This window comes from Paracoccus aminophilus JCM 7686 (assembly GCF_000444995.1).
Lineage (GTDB): Bacteria > Pseudomonadota > Alphaproteobacteria > Rhodobacterales > Rhodobacteraceae > Paracoccus > Paracoccus aminophilus.
Map to the genome: position 1 here is coordinate 3216315 of NC_022041.1, position 15995 is coordinate 3232309.

The window sequence follows — 15995 nt, forward strand, 5'->3', positions numbered from 1 at the left end:
ATCATGCGAGGATCACTCCTGCTTCGGTCATGGCCTGACGCGCCGCTTCCAGCGAGCCCTCGAGGTCGATGGCGCGGCAGGCGGCTTCGACAACGGTCGCCTTGAACCCCAGCCGTGCGGCGTCGATGGCCGACCAGCCCACGCAAAAATCAAGCGCGAGGCCGACGAAGGTCAGATCGGTGATCCCGCGATCGCGCAGATAACCGGCAAGCCCGGTCGCGGTCTCGTGGTCGTTCTCGAAAAAGGCGGAATAGCTGTCGATCTCGGGGCGAAAGCCCTTGCGGATGATCAGATCGGCGCGGTCAACGTCCAGCTCCATGTGGAAATCCGAGCCCTCGGTGCCGATCATGCAATGCGCGGGCCACAGCACCTGCGGGCCATAATCCATCTCGGTGACCGAGAACGGCGCCGCGCCGGGGTGGTTGTCGGCAAAGCTGAGATGGTCCGCCGGGTGCCAATCCTGCGTCAGGATGACCGCGTCGAACTCTGCCATCATGCCGTTGATGGGCGCGGTAATCTCGTCGCCTCCGGCAACGGCAAGGGCCCCGCCCGGACAGAAATCCACTTGCATATCAACGACGATCAGAGCTTTGGACATCATGCCCCCTTCCATTTTCGCGCTCAGGTTTGCGGTTTTTATCAACAGCTGCAAGCAATTTGCTGCGAGCGGGATCGGGATTGCTTGATCCCGCGCGCGGTTTCGGGCAAGCGGCGGGCATGTTTACCGTCGCCGCACTTTACCACTTCACCAAGCTTCCCGACCCCGCCGCCGTGCAGGGCCCGCTTCTCGCACTCTGCGATGAGGTCGGCATCAAAGGCACGCTTTTGCTGGCGCAAGAGGGCATCAACGGCACGATCGCGGGCAGCCGCGCGGGCATTGATGCGGTGCTCGCCCATATCCGCGCGTTGCCGGGTTGCGCGGGGCTCGAGTGGAAGGAAAGCGGCGCCGACGAGATGCCTTTCGCGCGGATGAAGGTGCGGCTCAAGCGCGAAATCGTGACCATGGGCCAGCCCGATGTCGATCCGACCGCCGCCGTTGGCCATTATGTCGAAGCCAAGGATTGGAATGCGCTGATCTCGGCCCCCGATGTCGCGGTGATCGACACGCGCAACGATTACGAGGTCGAGATCGGCACCTTTGCCGGAGCGGTCGATCCCGAAACCAAAAGCTTCCGCGATTTCCCAGCCTGGTGGCGCGAGAATGCCCATCGCTTCCACAACAAGCGCATCGCCATGTTCTGCACCGGCGGCATCCGCTGCGAGAAATCGACGAATTTCCTGCTGGCCGAAGGCGTGGATCAGGTCTTTCACCTGAAAGGCGGCATCCTGAAATATCTCGAGGACATGCCGCAGGAAGACAGTCTCTGGCAGGGCGAATGCTTCGTCTTCGACAAGCGCGTCAGTCTGGGCCACGGGCTGAAACAGGGCGATTACGCGCTCTGCCACGCCTGCCGCCGCCCGCTGGCCCCGGCCGACAAGCTGCGCCCCGAATTCGAAGAGGGCGTCTGCTGCCATCGCTGCGCGGCGGATTATTCCGAGGCCGACCGCGCCCGTTTCCGCGAAAGGCAAAGGCAGGTCGAACGCGGCGAACTGGAGCTTTAAGCCCCCGATCAGCGCCCTGCGGGGCGCTTTTCTTATGCGGTCGGTGCCTGCGGGTGAGCGCGCCCGCCGAAGCACGGTGATTTCTTATTGAAACGCTTTATTTCGTCGAAATGCGCGCCGCCAATCCTGAGCGAATGGGTTTAAATCCCGACCGATTTCATTGCATCACCGGGCATTAGAAAGAAGTAAATCGCTCGGCTTTTCTCACGAAATTCCGGCATTGATTCAAGCCTCGGAAATCAAATTAATTTCCGCCATCCCGATAAAATCTCTCAGTTTCAAACATCCGAGTAATCTTCTCAACTATATGTTTTTTAACGATTTTTTATTGACGTCGCTTTCGGTTCAGGCGATACCCGCGCCAACACAGCCAGCCAGCGCAATGCCAGCCAGCCGTTGATTAAAACAGTCAGAAGGTTAAAAGACAATGAGCACCGCCGCTTGCAATGCCTGCGCATTCTACGAAGATCACGCTGCCAATTCCGCAGCCCAGCTTTCGGATGCGGGCCTCTGCCGCGCCAATCCGCCCGTCACCCAGAAAGACGCCGACAGCCGTGGTTTCTGGCCGGTCGTGCAGAAAAATGACTGGTGCGGCAAGTTCGCGACCCTGTTCGCCGCCGAATAATCTTCGCGCGGGACAGATCTTGAAAAGGCAGCCTGTCGGCTGCCTTTTGTCGTTTCAGCGCCTCCTCTTCCGGCGGCGGCTTATTTCACCTGCCCCAGCCGCCCGGCGGCGATGGCGGCCATGTTCAGGATGTCGTTCACCGTCGAGGAGGTCGAGCAGATCTGGATCGGCTGTGGCACGCCGGTCAGAATCGGGCCGATCACCGTCGCTCCGGCCATTTCCTGCAAGAGCTTGACCGAGATCGAGGCCGAATGCCGCGCCGGCACCACCAGCACATTGGCCGGGCCGGTCAGGCGCGAGAACGGGTATTTCGCCGCCTGCGACGGATTGAGCGCGACATCCACGGTCATTTCGCCCTCATATTCGAAATCGACCTTGCGCCGGTCGAGCACCTCGGTCGCTTTGGCCATTTTCACCGCACGCTCGCTGATCGGATAGCCAAAGTTTGAAAACGACAGAAAGGCCACGCGCGGATCAAGCCCAAGCCCGCGCGCCACATGCGCGCCGCGCATCGCGATATCGGCGAGATCCTCGGCCTCGGGCCATTCATGGACCAGAGTATCGCCCATCAGGATAATCCGGCCGCGATTGAGCACCGCCGTGATCCCCACCGCGCCATCCTGCGGCGTCACGTCGAAAACCTTGCCGATCTGCGCCAAAACATGGCCGCTTTTGCGGGTGGCCCCGGTGACCAGACCATCGCCGTGGCCATGGGCCAGCATCAAGGCCGCGAAGACATGGCGGTCGCGATTGGCGAGCTTGTTGGTATCCTCGCGGTCAAGTCCCTTGCGCTGGAGCCGCTGGTAAAGCGTCTGGTGATAGGCGTCGAGATAGCGCGTGTTCGAGGCATTGACGACCGTGAGCTCGCGCGCGGCATCGCCAAGCCCCGCCGCTTCCAGCTTTTCCTTCACGTCAAGCTCGCGCCCGACGACCAGCGCCTGCCCCATGCCGCCGCGCTGCCAAGCGACAGCGGCGCGCAAGACGCGCGGGTCATCGCCTTCAGAAAAGATCATCCGCGCCTGAGCCGAACGCGCCCGGGCGTGGATGCCCTGCAAGATCGCGGCGGTCGGATCCATGCGGGCCTTCAGCGACTGGATATAACCCTCCATATCGATGATCGGACGCCGCGCCACGCCGGTATCCATGCCCGCCTTGGCAACGGCGGGCGGGATCACATGGATCAGACGCGGGTCGAAGGGCGTCGGGATGATGTAATCGCGGCCGAATTGCAGCTTGCGGCCATAGGCGGCGGCGACCTCGTCGGGGACATCTTCGCGCGCAAGTTCAGCCAAGGCGCGGGCGCAGGCGATCTTCATCTCGTCGTTGATGGCACGGGCATGAATGTCCAGAGCCCCACGGAAGAGATAGGGGAATCCCAGCACGTTATTGACCTGATTGGGATAATCCGAGCGCCCGGTCGCCACGATCGCATCGGGACGGACGGCATGGGCATCCTCGGGTGTGATTTCCGGATCGGGATTGGCCATGGCGAAAATCACGGGATTTTCCGCCATGGTCTCGACCATCGCCTGCGTCACTGCGCCCTTGGCCGAAACACCGAGGAAGACATCGGCGCCGCGCATCGCATCTTCGAGCGTGCGCGCCTCGGTCTTGACGGCATGGGCCGATTTCCACTGGTTCATGCCCTCGGTGCGGCCCTGATAGATCACGCCCTTGGTGTCGCACATGATGCAGTTTTCATGGCGCGCGCCCATGGATTTCAGCAGCTCAAGGCAAGCGATCCCCGCCGCCCCCGCGCCATTGAGCACCACTTTCACATCCTCAATGCGCTTGCCCGAGAGCTCGAGCGCATTGAGCAGGCCCGCCGCGCAGATCACCGCCGTGCCATGTTGGTCGTCGTGAAAGACCGGGATGTCGCAGATTTCCTTCAGACGCTGCTCGATGATGAAACATTCAGGCGCCTTGATGTCTTCGAGGTTGATGCCCCCGAAGGTCGGCGACATCAGCTTGACCGCTTTGATGATCTCGTCGGCGTCTTCAGTATCCAGTTCGATGTCGATCGCATTCACATCGGCGAAACGCTTGAAGAGCACGGCCTTGCCCTCCATCACCGGCTTCGAGGCGAGCGCGCCGAGGTTGCCAAGCCCAAGGATCGCCGTCCCGTTCGAGACGACGGCGACCATATTGCCCTTGACGGTATAGTCATAGGCGGTCTCGGGCCGCGCGGCGATGGCCTCGACCGGCACCGCCACGCCGGGGGAATAGGCCAGGGACAGATCGCGCTGGGTCGCCATGGGGGTTGAGGCGACGACATCGAATTTCCCCGGACGCGGCTCCATATGATAGGCCAGCGCCTCCTCGCGGGTGATGCGAGATTTCAGCGGGGTGTTGTCGTCGGTCATTTTATTTCCCTTGATGCGCGTATGTTGGAATATTCGGAAAGAAGTTCGCCCGTTTTCATGCGACTATTTTCCGAAACTTCCAAGAGGGAAGAGCAGCCCGACACACAAATTTGCGTCACTCGGCCAGATTTCGCGCTCCGCATTCTTGGAGGTGCCACGCCAAAGGGTCAGCTTATGACGATGGCCCCGCCGCCCTCGCGCGCCAAAGCCTCGCAGGCGCGCTCGGCGCCCTCGACGATGACCTGACGCATGGCTGCCGCCGCGCCCTCTTCGTCGTGATCGGCGATGACGCGGGCAATGCGCAGATGGGTCGAGGCGCTTTGCATGATCCGCTCGGGGCTGAGCGCGGGCGAGGAAATTCGGAAGCTCACCGCCAAAGCCGCTTCAACAAGGCTCGATACCGAGCGGATGAAGGGATTGCGCGACATGGCGGCGACGGCGAGATGGAATTCGAGATCGACCTCGGCAAAGCTTTCACGCGTGTGACTGCGGTCGTCCATCCGCGCCGCGATATTGTAAAGCCGGATGATCTCGTCGGAGGTCGCATGACGCGCGGCCAAAGCCGCCGTTGCCGGTTCAAGCGCCAGCCGCATCTCGGACAATTGCCGCACGAATTCGGTATCGACGCCGCGCTGCATCCGCCAGGCAATGACATCGCGGTCAACGAAATTCCACAGCTCGCGCCGGTTCACCTGCGTGCCGACCCGCGATTTCGCGCGGATAAGCCCCTTGGCCGCCAGCGTCTTCATCGCCTCGCGCAGGACCGTGCGCGAGACATCGAACCGCGCGGTCAGCACCGGATCGCCGGGCAAAACCTCATCCTCGGCCAGCTCGCCCGCGACAATGGCGCGCCCGAGTGCATCGACCACCTTGGCATGGCTCGTCGCCGGAATGGCGCCGAAAAGAGTGCGGTTCAGGATCTTCATAGGGCGACGGCAGGGCTCCGATGCCGGGCGCGATGTTCGGAGACAAGCAGGATGACGCGCTGCAAAACGATGAAGGCAAAGAGCAGCAAGCCGATCACGATCTTCGTCCACCACGAGGACAAAGTGCCGTCAAAGACGATATAGGTCTGGATCACGCCTTGTATCAGCACGCCGAAGAAAGTCCCCAAGATCAGCCCCGCGCCCCCGGTGAGCAGCGTGCCTCCGACAACCACGGCGGCGATGGCGTCAAGCTCGACCCCGACCGTCGCCAGTGAATATCCGGCCGAGGTATAAAGCGTATAGGCCAGCCCCGAAAGCCCCGCGAGCCCGCCCGACAGCGCATAAAGCTGCACCGTGGTGCGCCGCACCGGCACGCCCATCAGCTCGGCCGATTGGGCCGAACCGCCAAGCGCATAGACATTCGCGCCAAAGCGGGTGCGATGGGCGATGACGACGCCAGCGGCAAAGACCAGCAGCATCAGGATCGCCAGAAAGCTGAGCTTGCCTTTGTCGGGCAGCGCGATCGCAAGGCTCTTGATCGTGCGCAGAAACGGGTGGCTGATCGGCACGGATTCGGTCGAGATCAGAAAGGCCGCGCCTCTGGCCAGAAACATCCCGGCCAAAGTGACGACGAAGGGCGGCATTTTCAGCAGGTCTATCATCAGCCCCATCAGCGCCCCGAATCCGGTCGAGACCACCAGCGCCAGCGCGAAGGCCAAGGCCGGATGCACCCCGGCCCGCACCAGCACCGCGACAAAGACCGAGGTGAAGGCGATTACCGCGCCAACCGAGAGGTCGATCCCGCCCGAGATGATGACAAAGGTCATGCCGACCGCCGCGATCCCCAGAAAGGCGTTGTCAGTCAAGAGGTTCCCCGCGACGCGCCAGCTCAGCATATTCGGGAATTGCGCCACGCAAAGCGCATAGCCAAGGACAAAGATCGCCACCGTGGCGACAAAGGGCAGATTGCGGCTGCGGATCATGCTTTGCCCTCGGCTTTGCGGTTGCGAAGAAAGGCGCGCAGGACGGCGATCTCGCCGCGCAGCGCGGGCGATTGCAGCGTCAGAATCACGACAATGACCACGGCCTTGACGATCAGGTTGAACTCTGGCGGCCAGCCCGACATCAGGATGCCGGTGTTCAGCGCCTGAATGATCAGTGCGCCAATGAGCGAGGCGGTGACGGAAAAGCGCCCTCCGGCAAGCGAGGTGCCCCCGATCACCACGGCAAGGATCGCGTCCAGCTCGAGCCAGAGCCCCGCATTATTGGCATCCGCGCCGCGAATATCGGCGGTGACGATCATCCCCGCCATCGCCGCGCAAAGCCCCGAGACCGCATAGGCCGCGAGGATCAGGAAGCGCGCGCGCACGCCGACCAGCATCGAGGCACGCCGGTTGATCCCCACCGCCTCGATCAGCAGGCCAAGCGCGCTGCGCCGGACCAAAAGCCCGACCGCAAGCCCCATCGCGACCCAGATCAGGATCGGCATCGGAATGCCGAAAAGCGCGCCCGAGCCGATGAAGGCAAAGCCCGGATCGTTAAAGGTCAGGATGACGCCATTGGTGATGAGCTGGGCAATCCCGCGCCCCGCCACCATCAGGATCAGCGTCGCAATGATCGGCTGGATATCGAGAAAGGCGACCAGCACCCCGTTCCAGAGCCCGCAAACCAGCCCGACGCCCAGCGCGACCGTCAGCACAACCGCAATGGGCTGGCCCTCGGCGACAAGGCTCGCGGCAATCGCGCCGGTGATCGCCATGACCGCGCCGACCGAGAGATCGATCCCTCTGGTCGCGATCACCAGCGTCATGCCGATCGCGAGCAGGGCAACCGGCGCCACGCGCACCCCCACGTCAATCAGGCTGCCATAAAGCCGCCCATTCTGGACCGAGATCGCAAAGAACCCTGGCGCGACCAGCCCGATCAGCGCCAACACCACCGCAAGCGCGATCAGTTGCGGCGCAAGCTGGCGCAATTTCGCCTTGATTGCCGTCATGCTGCATCTCCGCTCAAGGCCATGGCATTCATGATCGAGGCCGCATTGACCTCGGCGCCCGTCAGCTCGCGGATATGGTGGCGGTCCGACAAGACGACGACCCGGGTCGAATAGGCGACCAGCTCTTCGACCTCAGACGAGATCACCACCAGCGCCATGCCCTCGGCGCAGAGCCGCTGGATCAGCGCGATGATCTCGGCATGGGCGCCGATGTCGATGCCGCGCGTGGGCTCGTCGAGGATCAGCAGCCGCGGCTCGGTCGCGAGCCAGCGCGCCAGAACCGCCTTTTGCTGATTGCCCCCCGACAGAAACTTGATCGGCCGGTTCGGATCTGGCGGGCGGATGTCGAGCGCCTTGATATAGCGCAGCGCGATCGCCTCGGATTCCGCGCGCGGGATCGGCCTGCCCCAGCCTCGCCGCGCCTGAAGCGCCAGCACGATATTCTCGCGCACCGACAGATCGGCAATGATACCGTCGGTCTTGCGCTCTTCGGGGCAAAGCCCGATCCTCCGGGCAATCGCCTCTTCGGGCGATCTGAGCTCGACCGTCGCGCCGTCAATGGAAAGTTCGCCGCTGTCTGCGCGGTCAATCCCGAACATCAGCCGCGCGGTTTCCGTCCGCCCGGACCCAAGCAGCCCGGCAATGCCCACGACCTCTCCAGGCCGGATCGCAAGCGTGAAGGGCGCAATCACGCCCCGCTTACCGAAATCGCGATAGACAAAAGCCGCCGCGCTTTCGGGGGCAACACGGTCCGACCGGTGGCTCTCGACCTCGGCCAGATCATGGCCCAGCATCAGGCTGACCAGATCGCGCCGCGGCAGATCGGCAATCGCGCGTGAGCCGACCATGCGCCCATTGCGCAGCACCGTGACCCGGTCGGCCAAAGCGTAAACCTGATCGAGAAAATGCGTGATGATGACGATCCCCAGCCCCTGATCGCGCAGGCGCCGCAAGACCGCGAAAATCGCCTCGACCTCGCGGGCATCAAGGCTCGCGGTCGGCTCGTCGAGGAAAAGCACCTTGCCCGACAGATCGACCGCCCGCGCAATGGCGATGATCTGGCGCACCGCGACCGAATAGCGCGCGAGCGTCTCGCCGGGATCGACCGTCAACCCATAGCGCGCCAGAAGCGCGGCCGCATCTGCGCGCATCCGGCGCTGATCGACCAGCCCGAAGCGCTTGGGCTGGCGCCCGAGATAAAGGTTCTCGGCCACGCTCAGATTGTCGAGCAGATTGACCTCCTGATAGACCGTGCCGATGCCCAGATCCTGCGCCTCGGCAACCGAGCGCGGCGCAACCACCTCGCCCCCAAGCCTGATCTCACCGCCATCGCGCCGATAGGCCCCGGTCAGGATTTTGACCAAGGTCGATTTCCCGGCGCCGTTTTCACCCAGCAAGGCATGGATCTCTCCGGCCTCCAGGGTGAAATCGACCCCATCGAGCACCTTGACGCCAAAGAAGGATTTGTCGATGCCGCGCGCCGCAAGCAGCGCCTCCGTTGCAACCATCTGCCCGGCCTCTCCCGAAAGCGAAAGCGGGCGGGACCCGAAAGCCCCGCGCCGCAGCCTCTCAATAGCCCAGACCCTTCTTGGTCTCGTAAACCGCCTTGGGGTCATCGGCTTGGGTGAACAGCTTCGATTCCGTCTGGATCCACTTCGCCGGTTGGGTTCCGTCCTTGAGATAGGCCGCCAAAGCATCATAGGCAGGCCCCGCCATATTCGGCGTCAGCTCGACGGTGGCATTGGCCTCACCAGCGGCCATGGCCAGGAAGATATCGGGCACGCCATCAATCGACACGACCCGGATATCTGAGCCGGGCTTCAACCCGGCCTCCTTGATCGCCTGAATGGCCCCCACCGCCATATCGTCATTATGGGCATAGACCGCGCAAATATCCTTGCCGCCATTCTCGGCCTTGATGAAGCTCTCCATCACCTCCTTGCCCTTGGTCCGGGTGAAATCCCCGGTCTGAGAGCGCGCGATCGAGAGATTGCCATGCCCGGCAATCGCCTCCTCAAAGCCCTTCTTGCGGTTGATGGCCGGGCTCGATCCGGTCGTGCCCTGCAATTCGACCACCTTGCAGGGCTTGTCGCCGACATCCTTGACCAGCCAATCCCCCGCGACTCGCCCCTCATGAACCTGATCCGAGGTCACCGCGGTCAGATAAAGATCATCCGGTGCCTCGATCTGCCGGTCGAGCAGAACCACCGGAATATTCGCCTCTTTCGCCTCGGCCAGCACATCGTCCCAGCCAGTTGAAACCACGGGCGCAATCAGGATGCCGTCAACGCCCTGCGCAATAAACCCGCGCACCGCCTTGATCTGGTTTTCCTGCTTTTGCTGGGCATCGGCAAATTTCAGATCGATGCCGCGCGCCTTGGCCTCGTTTTGCGTCAGCGTGGTCTCCGCCGCGCGCCAACCCGATTCCGAACCGATCTGCGAAAATCCGATGACTTTGCCCTCAAGCCCCTCCGCGAGAACTGGCACAGCCATGGTCAGACAGACGACCGCCGAGGTCGCCGCAAGAATGCGTTTCATATGAATCTCTCCCTGAAAGGCCCGTCCTCCCGGCCCCTTCCTAAGGCGTATTATATGATTAATTATCGGTCAAACATTTCTTCATCATCAAAATACCCATGAATACAGCGCATCCCGCGATGCGCCGCCAAGGTGTCGTGAATTTAATATGATGAATTGGCGTCAGATCGCGGCGGTTGAGGCGCGGATCATCAGCCGCGGCGGAATCATCACCCGCGGCTCGACCGGCCTGCCCTCGATGACGGCGAGCATGGTCTGCGCCGCCATCCGCCCGATCTCGCGCTTGGGCTGGCGCACGGTGGTCAAAGGCGGCGCCAAATGCGAGACCAACTCGATATCGTCAAAACCCACGACCGAGACATCGCGCGGCACTAGGATCCCGTGCCGATGCAGCTCTGAAATGAAGGCGCAGGCCATTTCATCCGAGAAAGACACCACCCCGGTCGGGCGCTCTGCCGGGGCCAGCGCCAGAAAGGCCTCGGCCGCGCGGCGTCCTGCCTCGAGCGAGAAATCCCCAGAAAAGACGGTGAATTTATCAAACACCCGCGCCACCCCGTCCAGTCGGGTGCGGTGCAGCACATTGGCCTCGGGGCCGCCGATACAGGCGATTCGGCGATGGCCGAGCTCGTAAAGATGACGCGCGGCCAGCTCTGTGCCCGCGGCATTGTCGAAGGCCACGGCGGGTAGCTCCATATCCTCGCGCCATTCGCAGGCCATGACGATCGGCGGGGCCAGCCGCGAGTTCGTCAGCTCGGCACGCGGCACCAGCCCGTCGCACAGCACGATGCCATCGGCGCGCGAGGGATCCAGAAAGCGGTGCAGCGAACGCCTGCGCCCGCCCTCGCCCAGCGTATCCCCGACCAGCAAATCATAGCCCGCGCCTTCCAACGCCCGGCCAAGACCGGCCAGAATCTTGGCGAAGAAGGGGTTGCCAAGGTTCGGCACCAGCGCCACCACCGCTCCGGTCCGCTGCTTGCGCAGATTTCGCGCGGCATGGTTCATCCGGTAGCCGGTCTGCTGGATCGCGAGCAAAACCGCCTCACGCGTGGCCTCTGCAACCATGGCCGGACGCGACAGCACCCGGCTCACCGTTGCGGGGGACACGCCAGCAAGACGGGCCACATCGGCAAGTTTGATCGGGGCAGAGGCATCTGTGTCGTCGTTCATAAGAGAGACAGTAAATCCGCTGCTCGGGTCGCACAAGCTTGTTGCAATCGATTTCATATGAAGGCAACACTAGGAACGGGAATGAGGAGGACAGGATGAAGACCATGCGCGGGCCGGGTTTGTTTCTGGCGCAATTCGCGGGCGATCAGGCGCCTTTCAGCGATTGGCAGGGCATTACCGGCTGGGCCGCGGGGCTTGGCTATGCCGGCGTTCAGGTGCCCTCGGGTGATTCGCGGCTCTTCGATCTCGATCTCGCGGTGACCTCGGCCAGCTGGCGCGATGAGTTTCTGGGTCAGGCGCAGGCCCATGGTATCGCCGTGACCGAGCTTTCAAGCCATCTGCAGGGCCAGCTTGTCGCGGTGCACCCCGCCTATGACGCGGCCTTCGACGCCTTTGCGCCTGCGGCGCTGCGCGGCGATCCGCGTGCGCGTCAGGACTGGGCGGTGGATCAGGTCGCCAAGACCATCCGCGCCAGCGCCGCTCTGGGGCTGACCGCCATGGCGACCTTCTCGGGCGCCTTGGCCTGGCCCTATCTCTACCCTTGGCCGCAGCGCGCGCCGGGACTGGTCGAGACCGCCTTTGACGAATTGGCCAAGCGCTGGCGCCCGCTTCTCGATCTCGCCGAGGACCATGGCGTCGATATCTGTTTCGAGATCCATCCGGGCGAGGATCTGCATGACGGCATCACCTTCGAGATGTTTCTCGACCGTGTCGGTCAGCATCCGCGCGCCAATATGCTTTACGATCCGTCGCATTACCTGCTGCAACAGCTCGATTACCTGCAAAACATCGACATCTACCACGACCGCATCAAGATGTTTCACGTCAAGGATGCCGAGTTCAATCCGACCGGGCGGCAGGGCGTCTATGGCGGCTATCAGAACTGGGTCGAACGCGCGGGCCGCTTCCGCAGTCCGGGCGACGGGCAGGTTGATTTCAAGGGAATTTTCTCGAAACTCGCGCAATATGACTATGAGGGCTGGGCCGTGGTCGAATGGGAATGCGCACTCAAACATCCCGAGGACGGCGCGCGTGAAGGCGCGGCTTTCGTGCGCGATCACATCATCCGCGTGACGCCCCATGCCTTCGACGATTTCGCAGCTGGCGCGATTGATCAGGCGGCGGTGAACAAGGCGCTTGGCCTATGAGCACGCGCATTCCCCTTGGCATGGTCGGCGGCGGCGCCGGGGCCTTCATCGGCGGCGTCCATCGCATCGCCGCCCGCCTCGATGGCCGGTTCGAGCTGGTCGCGGGCGTGCTCTCCTCGGACCCCGAGCGCGCGGCAAGCTCGGCGGCATCGCTTGGCATCCGCAGCTATCCCGATTTCGAGACCATGCTGCGCGATGAAGCGGCGCGCCCGGACGGCATCCGCGCCGTGGCCGTGGTCACGCCGAACCATCTGCACGCCGCCCCCGCCATTGCCTGCCTCAAGGCCGGGATTGACGTGATCTGCGACAAGCCTCTGGCAGCGACCCCTGCCGAGGCAGCCGCGATCGCCGAAGCCGCCGCCGCCTCGACGGCGCGCTTTTTCCTGACGCATAATTATTCCGCCCTGCCCCTCATCCGCGAGGCCCGGGCGCTGGTCGCCGAGGGCGCGATCGGCAAGCTGCGGCTGGTGCAGGTGAATTACCTGCAAGGCTGGCTCACCGATGATGTCAGCTCGAAACAGGCCGACTGGCGCAAGGATCCGAAGCAGGCGGGCGCGGGCGCTTTGGCCGATATCGGCACCCATGCCTGGCAGCTTGCGCAATTCGTCACCGGCGAGACACCGGCGGAAATCTCTGCCGATGTGTCGCGCATCGTGCCGGGTCGTCTGATCGACGACGATGCCCGCGTCGCGCTGCGCTATGCCAGCGGCGCCAAGGGCGGGATCTGGGTCAGTCAGGTCGCGGTCGGCCATGAAAACGGGCTGACGCTGGCGCTTTACGGCTCGGAGGGCGCGCTGCATTGGGCGCAGGAAAACTCCGAGCGGTTGATTCATGTCCCGAAGGGCCAACCGGCGCGCATCCTGACACGCGCGCAGGACCGCTCGCACTCCTATCGCACGCCGCCCGGCCATCCCGAGGGCTATCTCGAGGGTTTCGCAAATCTTTATTCAGACATTGCCGATATCCTGAGCGGCGATCTGGCCCATCTTGATCGGGTGCCGGGCATTGCGGCCGGGCTCTCGGGGATGCGTTTCATCGCCGCCGCTCAGGACAGTTCGGCGGCCAATGGCACATGGGTGCGGATATGACAGCGGTCCTTGCTCTTGATCAGGTCCGGCGCAGCTTCGGGCCGATCGAAGTCCTTCATGGCGTCGATCTCGCGCTTCATGCCGGTGAGGTTCACGCGCTGATCGGCGAAAACGGCGCAGGCAAATCGACGATCATGAAAATCCTCGGCGGTTTTCTGGCGCCGACGGCGGGACAGGTGCTGCTTGACGGCCAGCCCGCGCCCTATCGCTCGGGCCCCGAGGCCGAGGCGGCGGGCGTCATCGTCATCCATCAGGAATTCAACCTTGCCCAAGATCTGACGGTCGCGGCCAATGTCTTTCTGGGGCGCGAGCTTGGCGGCTGGCGGCTCGATCACCGCGCCATGCGCGAGCAGACGGCGGCGCTGCTGGAACGGCTGAACACCCGGATTTCACCAGATGCCCTGATCCGCGAGCTTTCGGTGCCCGACCGCCAGATGGTCGAGATCGCCAAGGCCCTGTCGCGCGATGCGCGCGTCTTGATCATGGACGAGCCTTCGGCGGTGCTGACCCATCGCGAGGTTGGCGCGCTTTATGACCAGATCGACCGTCTGCGCGCGGCGGGTGTGGCGCTGATGTTCTGCTCGCATCGTCTGGACGAGGTTGCGCATCTCGCCGACCGCATCACGGTTTTGCGCGACGGCTCGGTCGTGGCGCGGGCGATGCGCGGCGAGATGTCCGAAGACGGCATGGCCACCGCGATGGTCGGGCGCGAGCTGACGGATTTCTTCCCGCCCAAGAACACCGCCCAAAGCGAAACCGTGCTGGAGCTGCGCGATTTCAGCGTGCCGGGCGCGGTCCATGACATCGGCCTCACGCTCCATCGCGGCGAGGTTCTGGGGATCGCCGGGCTGATCGGCTCGGGCCGGACCGAGCTTGCCGAAGGGCTGGTCGGCCTGCGTCCGCACAGCGGCACGCTGACGCTCAAAGGGCGCGAGATCACGATCCGCAACCCGCGTCAGGCCGCCGAGGCCGGGCTCGCCTATCTGACCGAAGACCGCAAGGAAGCCGGGCTTTTGCTCACGAAAGGGCTCTCTGAGAATCTGACGCTGTCGGCCTTGGCGAAATTCGGGCGCATTGCCATCGACAAGCGGGCCGAGGCGCGCGCGCTTGACACCGCCATCGCCGAATTCGACATCCGTACCCCCACGCGCGAGATCGCGGCGGGCAACCTCTCTGGCGGCAACCAGCAAAAGCTTTTGCTCGCCAAGACCATGCTCACCGATCCCGAGATCATCGTCATCGACGAGCCGACGCGCGGCATTGATGTCGGCACCAAGCGCCAGATTTACGCCTTCATCCGCAAGCTCGCGGCCGAGGGGCGCAGCATCATCGTGATCTCGTCAGAGCTGACCGAGGTCATGGGCCTTGCCGACCGTGTGCTGGTCATGCGTCAGGGCCGCCTCGCTGGCGAGGTCGCAGGTCAGGACATCACCGAGGACAATATCGTGCGTCTCGCCATGGGCGTCGGCGCGGAAGCCGACCCTATCCCCGAGCCCAAATCCGAGCCCAAATCCAAGGCAGTCACCCCATGAAGCGCATCAACTTTCACGTCCTCGGCCCGTTGGTGGCGCTGGTCCTGCTGATCTTGCTCGGCTGGTTTCTGAACCCGGCCTTCCTCGCGCCCGCAAATATCACCAACGTGCTCGCGCGCTCGGCCTTCATCGGGCTGATCGCGGTCGGCATGACCTTCGTCATCACCTCGGGCGGGCTCGACCTGTCGGTGGGCTCGATGGCGGCCTTTCTCGCCGGGATCACGATCATGGCGATCAATGCGCTGGCGCCCTATACCGGCGTCAACTGGGGCACGGTGCTGCTCGGGATGGGGGTCGCGCTGTTTGGCGGGCTTCTGGCGGGAACGATCAACGGCACGCTGATCACCAAGGCCAGGATCGAGCCCTTCATCGTCACGCTTGGCACGATGGGGATCTTCCGCAGTCTGGTCACCTGGCTGGCCGATGGCGGCACGCTCAGCCTGACCTCGGACATGCGCACGCTTTACCGCCCGGTCTATTACTCGGGCATTGGCTGGATCACCTGGCCGATCATCACCTTCGCGGTGGTCGCGATCCTGGGTGAGCTGATGATGCGCCATACCCGCTTTGGCCGCTATGTCGAGGCGATCGGCTCGAACGACCGGGTCGCGCGCTATTCGGCGGTCAACGTCAACCGCATCAAGCTGATGACCTATATGCTACTTGGCGCGCTGGTCGGGCTTGCGGTCATCATCTATGTGCCGCGTCTGGGCTCGGCCTCGGGTTCAACCGGGATCGGCTGGGAGCTTGAGGCGATTGCCTCGGTCATCATTGGCGGCACGGCGCTCAAAGGCGGCACAGGCCGGGTCTGGGGCACCGTGGTCGGCGTCCTGATCCTCAGCCTCATCGACAATATTTTGAACCTGACCTCGCTGGTCAGCCCCTATCTCAACGGGGCGATCCAAGGGGTCATCATTGTGCTTGCTGTGGTGTTGCAGCGGGAAAAACGCACCGCCGGGGAGCGGTGAAACTGGGAGGAAGACATGGATCGCAGAAACATGCTGAAACTG

14 protein-coding genes are annotated in these 15995 nt (G+C 63.4%); 6 read left to right on the plus strand and 8 right to left on the minus strand.

The features are described from left to right. Window position 1: 1 nt before the first annotated feature. A complete protein-coding gene (pncA, locus tag JCM7686_RS15755; RefSeq protein ID WP_020951786.1) occupies window positions 2-598 on the minus strand; it encodes a bifunctional nicotinamidase/pyrazinamidase in 597 nt (198 codons plus the stop codon). 119 nt (window positions 599-717) lie between these two features. Here pncA and trhO point away from each other — a divergent pair, with 119 nt between their 5' ends. Beyond that, the gene (gene trhO, locus JCM7686_RS15760; RefSeq protein WP_041528017.1) at window positions 718-1602 is read left to right on the plus strand and encodes an oxygen-dependent tRNA uridine(34) hydroxylase TrhO; all 885 of its coding nucleotides are present in this window, start codon (window positions 718-720) and stop codon (window positions 1600-1602) included. A gap of 427 nt (window positions 1603-2029) precedes the next feature. Continuing rightward, entirely contained in the window at window positions 2030-2227 is a 198-nt protein-coding gene (locus JCM7686_RS15765; RefSeq protein WP_020951788.1) for a hypothetical protein, read from the plus strand. 80 nt (window positions 2228-2307) lie between these two features. Here the strand turns inward: JCM7686_RS15765 and JCM7686_RS15770 are convergent, their stop codons facing one another. From JCM7686_RS15770 to JCM7686_RS15800, 7 genes are all read right to left on the minus strand, one after another. After that, window positions 2308-4590, minus strand: coding sequence for an NADP-dependent malic enzyme (locus tag JCM7686_RS15770; RefSeq protein ID WP_020951789.1), 2283 nt, complete (start codon window positions 4588-4590; stop codon window positions 2308-2310). A 167-nt stretch (window positions 4591-4757) separates the two neighbouring features. Next, the gene (locus tag JCM7686_RS15775) at window positions 4758-5516 is read right to left on the minus strand and encodes a FadR/GntR family transcriptional regulator (protein WP_020951790.1); all 759 of its coding nucleotides are present in this window, start codon (window positions 5514-5516) and stop codon (window positions 4758-4760) included. Then, window positions 5513-6499 (minus strand): galactofuranose ABC transporter, permease protein YjfF, encoded by a 987-nt coding sequence (gene yjfF / locus JCM7686_RS15780; RefSeq protein ID WP_020951791.1) that lies wholly within the window; start codon window positions 6497-6499, stop codon window positions 5513-5515. Before yjfF ends, JCM7686_RS15775 begins: the two co-directional genes overlap by 4 nt. After that, complete coding sequence (locus JCM7686_RS15785; RefSeq protein WP_020951792.1) at window positions 6496-7512, minus strand: ABC transporter permease; 1017 nt, start codon at window positions 7510-7512, stop codon at window positions 6496-6498. Before JCM7686_RS15785 ends, yjfF begins: the two co-directional genes overlap by 4 nt. Beyond that, on the minus strand, window positions 7509-9020 hold the full coding sequence (locus JCM7686_RS15790) for a sugar ABC transporter ATP-binding protein (RefSeq protein WP_041527416.1): 1512 nt from the start codon (window positions 9018-9020) through the stop codon (window positions 7509-7511). The genes JCM7686_RS15785 and JCM7686_RS15790 overlap by 4 nt, the downstream gene beginning before the upstream one ends. Window positions 9021-9081: 61 nt before the next feature. After that, window positions 9082-10050 carry a galactofuranose ABC transporter, galactofuranose-binding protein YtfQ gene (gene ytfQ / locus JCM7686_RS15795; RefSeq protein WP_020951794.1) on the minus strand — a complete coding sequence of 323 codons (969 nt, stop codon included), beginning with the start codon at window positions 10048-10050 and terminating at the stop codon, window positions 9082-9084. Between the two features lie 162 nt (window positions 10051-10212). After that, the gene (locus JCM7686_RS15800; protein WP_041527417.1) at window positions 10213-11217 is read right to left on the minus strand and encodes a LacI family DNA-binding transcriptional regulator; all 1005 of its coding nucleotides are present in this window, start codon (window positions 11215-11217) and stop codon (window positions 10213-10215) included. A 95-nt stretch (window positions 11218-11312) separates the two neighbouring features. Between JCM7686_RS15800 and JCM7686_RS15805 the strand changes: the two genes are divergently transcribed. The 4 genes from JCM7686_RS15805 to JCM7686_RS15820 are packed head-to-tail and all read left to right on the plus strand — an operon-like array spanning window position 11313 to window position 15953. Continuing rightward, a complete protein-coding gene (locus JCM7686_RS15805) occupies window positions 11313-12365 on the plus strand; it encodes a sugar phosphate isomerase/epimerase family protein (protein WP_020951796.1) in 1053 nt (350 codons plus the stop codon). After that, complete coding sequence (locus JCM7686_RS15810; RefSeq protein ID WP_020951797.1) at window positions 12362-13453, plus strand: Gfo/Idh/MocA family protein; 1092 nt, start codon at window positions 12362-12364, stop codon at window positions 13451-13453. Before JCM7686_RS15805 ends, JCM7686_RS15810 begins: the two co-directional genes overlap by 4 nt. Further along, a complete protein-coding gene (locus tag JCM7686_RS15815) occupies window positions 13450-14985 on the plus strand; it encodes a sugar ABC transporter ATP-binding protein (protein ID WP_020951798.1) in 1536 nt (511 codons plus the stop codon). Before JCM7686_RS15810 ends, JCM7686_RS15815 begins: the two co-directional genes overlap by 4 nt. Next, entirely contained in the window at window positions 14982-15953 is a 972-nt protein-coding gene (locus tag JCM7686_RS15820) for an ABC transporter permease (RefSeq protein WP_020951799.1), read from the plus strand. The genes JCM7686_RS15815 and JCM7686_RS15820 overlap by 4 nt, the downstream gene beginning before the upstream one ends. The last annotated feature ends 42 nt before the right edge of the window (window positions 15954-15995 follow it).